Here is a 4,734-nt window from a genome sequence, read left to right as displayed (position 1 = left end):
ACCCTCGACCCCGCCGGGATCACCGCCGACTACGACGCCGGCGTGCTGACCCTGAAGATCCCGGTCGCCGAGAAGGCCAAGCCCCGCAAGATCGAGATCAGCCACAGCCGAAGCCGCAAGCAGATCCGGGCCTGACCCGCTCCCCGAGGCCGTTCCAGCCGCCCCTGATCTCTCCCCCTCGATCAAAAGGGGCGGCCGGAACACCCCTCGACCAGCCGGGCCGGCCTCGCCCGGACCGGCCCCCCGCAGCGACCCACAAACGTCATGAACGGCCAAAGCAACGAACCCTTCACCGTGCGGGTGAACGGCCAGATCGACCTCGACACCGCACCCTCGCTGCGCCGTGCTCTGGCCACCGCGCTCGAGTCGCATCGGAGGCGGTGCTGGATCTGTCGGAGGCGACGTTCATGGACTGCGCGGGCCTGGGCGCCCGCAACCAAGCCGACGGGCGCGGTCCGCTTGGTCCTGCGCGGGGCGGGGGCCGCGTAGTGCGGCTGCTCAAGCTGACGGGTCTGCACCGGCGCCTGGCGGTCGAGCCCTGACCGGCACGGCCGCGCCGGCCCTTGACAGGGAGGAGAACCGCGGTGACTCTTCGATGGGAGGCGTTCCTGGAGGAGGTCCGGGAACGCGGCGAGTACGACACCCCACAGGAGGCCGAGCGCGCCGCCCGGGTGGTCCTGGCCCTGCTCGGCGCCCATCTCGTCGGCGAGGTGCGCGCCGAACTGGCCGCCCGCCTGCCCGAGACCATGGCCCTGATCCTGCTCAACCCGCTGCAGGCCGCCCAGCCCCTCAGCGCCGAGCGATTCGTACGCGCGACCGCGGCCTGGATCGAGGGCGCCACCGAAGCCACCGCTGTGGGACATCGGTGCCGTCCTGTCCACGGTGGCCGACGCCGCCGGCGAAGACCTCACCGGGCGCCTCCTGTTCCAGTTGCCGCCCGGCTACGACCTGCTGCTCGGCCGCCCGACCGCAGGGACACGACCCTGACCACCCCTCACACGCCGCCGGCCCGCCGGCGGCCAGCCCCTGGAAGGCCCCACGGTCATGACCCGCTACCGCCACCTCCTCCAGCAGGTCCGCAACCTCGGCCGCTACACCAACGACGAGGAAGCCGAACGCGTCCTTGACGCCGTCCTGGCCCTCCTCGGCTCCCAGCTCACCGGCGACGAACGCTGCGACCTCGCCGCGGTCCTGCCCGACCGGGCCCGCACCGTCTTCGCCGCCCAGATCCCCCTGCCCCATCCCGCCACCGCCCCCGCCTTCGTCGAAAGCCTCGCCCACACCCTGGGCACCAGCCTCACCGCCGCCCGCTGGGATGCCTCCTCCGTCCTGGCCGCCCTGACCACCCTCACCAACAACAACCTCACCGACCGCCTCCTCGCCCACCTACCCCGCGGCTACGCCCTGTTGTTCGGCCGTGCGGATTTGGCCGCCGTCGCCTGAAGCGGCGGGCCCGACCGCCGGGACGGGAGCGCTCCGTGCCGCCCTGGCAAGCACCGAACCGCACACAGGGTGAGGCGAGGTGAGCGATGGACCGCGAGTGCCGGCTCCCGTGCGAACGCCAAAGGCGTTTGAAGCGCGGCGTCTCGCCGGCGGGAAGAGGGGAGAACCCGGACAGCGGACGAGCGAGGCAGCGGGGTGGGGACACACCCGCGTGTGTTCCCCACCCCGCTGCCTCGCTCGTCCGGGCGGTGTCGTCCCCGGGGGCCTACCAGCGGTACCAGCGGCCGCGGCTGCCGGATGCGCTGCTACCGCGGGCCACGAAGCCGAGGAGCCACATCACCAGTACCACGACCGCTACCCACCGCAGGGCCTTCAGCGCGAAGCCCGCGCCGAACAGGAGCAGGGCCAGCAGCAGAACAAGAAGAAGGGGGACCAGCTCGACCTCCACAGTCAGCGTCGGCGACCCGCTTATTCCGGCCTGTGGTGCATATTCGAGGGAATCTTCCAGGCGGCCGAGGGCAGGAGGCGCGGCGACAGCTTCGACGAACCGGAGGTCCACATGGGCGCCAGCGACAAGATCGAGAACACCGCCGAGAAGGTCAAGGACGCGGGCAAGGAGGGCGCCGGCGCCGGGCTCCACACGGTCATCATTCCAGGCTCTCCTCTGCTGGTCCCTCCCACTGTTGCGGCTACCCGCCTGCGGCGATCCGACTTCGCCGCGGGCGACAGGTGGCACGGCCTGCGTTCTTCCGCGGCCAGGTCGGCCAGGTCGGCCAGGGTCCGCCTGGTCGACGCGGCGCGCGCCCGGGAATTGACCTCCCAGCTGCCACCGCGATCGAGGACGTCCGCTCCTGGCCCTCGCCCGCCGGGTGCGGGCCGCCCACCAGGCGCGTGTGGACCGTGCTTGGTTGCGACAGCTGGCCGGTGTACGCGCTGACCGAAGTCGGGATCGGCCCCCTCGGCGCCGTCAGGGCACGTCGTGGCTGCTCGGCTACGCCGGTGACCAGCCCTGAGCATGGCGTGTCCTGGCCGGGTTGGGCGGGGGGTGCGGCTCGATGATGAGGGCAGGTGCCGGGGAAGCCGGCGGCTGCGTGGGGAGGCGGAGGGCGGGTGTCTGTCCAGGATTCGGGCTGGGGCGAGGTCCTCGCCGATGTGCTCGCCGCCGCCCACCGCCTCGCTCCGCGGGACATCCCGGAGCTCGTCCAGCGCGCAGCCGGGCGCCTGGGGTTTGCCCGGGCGAGCGTCTACGTCGCGGACGTGCAGCAGCGCGAGCTGGTCGCCCTGCCCACCCCATCCCAGGCGCAGCTGCTCGCCCGGGGCCTGCCCGCCGGGTTAAAGACTCTGCCGGTGGACTCCTCGCTCGCCGGACGCGCCTACCGCACCGAGACGGTGCAGTTCGCCGCCGCCGGTGATCCGGCCGGCGGGCTGGGCTGGCTGCCGCTGGTGGACGGCGTCGGGCGCCTCGGGGTGCTGCGCGTCGCCGCTCCACGGCTCGATGACCGCCTGCTGGTGCGGGGCAACGCTCTGGCCTCCCTGACCGCGATGATCCTGGCCACCAAGCAGCAGTACAGCGACGTTCTGGCCCGGACGGTGCGCAGCCGGCCGATGACGCTGCAGGCGGAGCTGGCGTGGGCGTTCGTGCCGCCGCGCACCATCGGCACCCGGGCGGTGACCTCGACCGCGGTGCTGGAGCCCGCGTACGAGGTCGGTGGTGATGCGTTCGACCACAGCCTGGCCGGCACCCGATTGCACCTGACGCTGCTGGACGCCATGGGCCACGACCTCGCCTCCGGCGGCTGCAGCGCCGTCGCCCTCGCCGCGTGCCGCTCCACCCGGCGGGCCGGCGGCGGCCTCACCGACATCGCCGAACAGATCGACCGCACCCTGGCCCGCTGGATCCCCGACCGGCTGCTGACCTGTCTCGTCGCCGATCTTGACACTGCCACCGGCCGCCTCGACTGGATCAACTGCGGGCACCCGGCGCCGCTGCTGATCCGCGAGGGCCGGATCGTGGACGGGGCGATGGAACGTCCCCCGTACCTTCCGCTCGGCCTCGGCAGTCCCGACCTGCCCTCGCCGCAGGTCCACACCGTGCGCCTGCAGCCGGGCGACCGGGTGCTGATGTTCACCGACGGCGTCACCGAAGCCCGCTCGCCCGCCGGCGACCTCTTCGGCGAGCAGCGCCTCGCCGACACCGTTGTGCGCGCCATGGCCGCCGGCCTGCCCGCCCCCGAGGCGCTGCGCCGCCTGGTCCAGCAGATCCTGCTCCACCAGAATCAGCAGCTTCGCGACGACGCCACCATCCTGCTCACCGAGTGGCACCCTCACCGCTGACACCTTGCGGACACCGCCTCGGCAGCACCCCCGTGCCCTTCGGGGGCGAGGGAGCCAGTCCCGGGTCGGGCCTTCCCTGGTCATCCCGACGGGGAGCACCGCCATCTCCACGCCAGCCAACCGCGCGTCGGCCCCGCCAGGATCATCCGCGAGCAACTGTGCCTGCTCGAACGGCGGGTTGTCGCGACCCCCCTGTCGTGATGGGGGCTGTCGCGTGCGGTGAACTGCGCGGATACCTGCGATCCCCCGCCTGTGGTCGGGGCGCGACAGGCCCCGGGCGCAACGCGGGGTGCAACGCGAGACTCCGCGTTGCACCCCTGAGCTGGGCCTTCGCCTCTTCCGGACGGTGGCCGGGCCGCGTTGCAGCGGGCGCGCCGCACCCCGACCGGCCCCGCTACGCCCAGCGCATCCCGAGTTCGGTGAGCCGCTCCGCACGGGCGGCGGGAACGTCGGCGCGCCTGCTGCGGCTGTTGGCGACGAACAGGCCCAGACTGACCTCGATGGTCGTGCCGTCGGCCAGCGCCAGCTGCTCCTTGTGCTTGCGCGGCACGTGCAGGTGGCCCTCCCGTTCCCGGTACTGCGCGGCCGCGGCGAGGTTCCGCCGTTCCTTCTCCGCGTGCGACACCTTCGCGGGCGGGAGCTGCTCGGCGGCCAGGGGTGCCAGTCCGAGGACGTGCTCGCACGCCCACTGCTGGGCCGGTCCGAGCTTGTCCCAGCCGGCCTGCTGCACCCGTGCCCATCCGGCGAGGTCTTCGCCCTGGACGGCGATGCTGCCCGGCTGGGCGCCGGCCAGTGTTCCGCCGGCCTTGACGTGCCGCCAGGCCAGGGCGAAGCTGCGCTGCCACTCCACCGGCCAGGTGGGGCACCACGCCGGGTCGATGGCGTCCAATGCGGCCTTACGCTCGGCGGTCAGCGCCCCCGTCCAGTCCAGGCCCTCCTCGCCGGCCTCGGCGCGGC

General features: G+C 73.2%; 5 protein-coding genes and 1 pseudogene. 4 read left to right on the top strand and 2 right to left on the bottom strand.

Annotated elements, in window-relative coordinates; all coding sequences use genetic code 11:
• The 3 genes and pseudogenes from AA75_RS17845 to AA75_RS17835 form a co-directional block, all read left to right on the top strand.
• A partial coding sequence (locus AA75_RS17845; protein WP_149038213.1) for an Hsp20 family protein occupies positions 1-135 on the top strand: 135 nt, incomplete at its 5' end.
• A gap of 449 nt (positions 136-584) precedes the next feature.
• Positions 585-987, top strand: a pseudogene (locus tag AA75_RS45725) (DUF2267 domain-containing protein).
• A 57-nt stretch (positions 988-1,044) separates the two neighbouring features.
• Positions 1,045-1,443: a DUF2267 domain-containing protein gene (locus AA75_RS17835; RefSeq protein ID WP_033821063.1), complete on the top strand. Its 399-nt coding sequence runs from the start codon at positions 1,045-1,047 to the stop codon at positions 1,441-1,443.
• 265 nt (positions 1,444-1,708) lie between these two features.
• Here AA75_RS17835 and AA75_RS17830 read toward each other — a convergent pair whose 3' ends face one another.
• Entirely contained in the window at positions 1,709-1,879 is a 171-nt protein-coding gene (locus AA75_RS17830; RefSeq protein WP_033821066.1) for a hypothetical protein, read from the bottom strand.
• A gap of 674 nt (positions 1,880-2,553) precedes the next feature.
• Here AA75_RS17830 and AA75_RS17820 point away from each other — a divergent pair.
• Entirely contained in the window at positions 2,554-3,777 is a 1,224-nt protein-coding gene (locus tag AA75_RS17820; RefSeq protein ID WP_033821061.1) for a PP2C family protein-serine/threonine phosphatase, read from the top strand.
• Between the two features lie 394 nt (positions 3,778-4,171).
• Here the strand turns inward: AA75_RS17820 and AA75_RS17815 are convergent.
• Positions 4,172-4,734 (bottom strand): helicase associated domain-containing protein (locus AA75_RS17815; RefSeq protein WP_199520344.1); only part of this gene is annotated, 563 nt, incomplete at its 5' end.

It is taken from the genome of Kitasatospora sp. MBT63, assembly GCF_000710465.2.
Lineage (GTDB): Bacteria > Actinomycetota > Actinomycetes > Streptomycetales > Streptomycetaceae > Kitasatospora.
Note: the sequence above shows the minus strand (reverse complement) of the source record. Positions and strands in the feature narration are given on the sequence as shown.

Bases quoted from the DNA above. Each gene is read 5' to 3' on its own strand.
- AA75_RS17835 (WP_033821063.1), top strand. From the start codon at position 1,045: ATGACCCGCTACCGCCACCTCCTCCAGCAGGTCCGCAACCTCGGCCGC.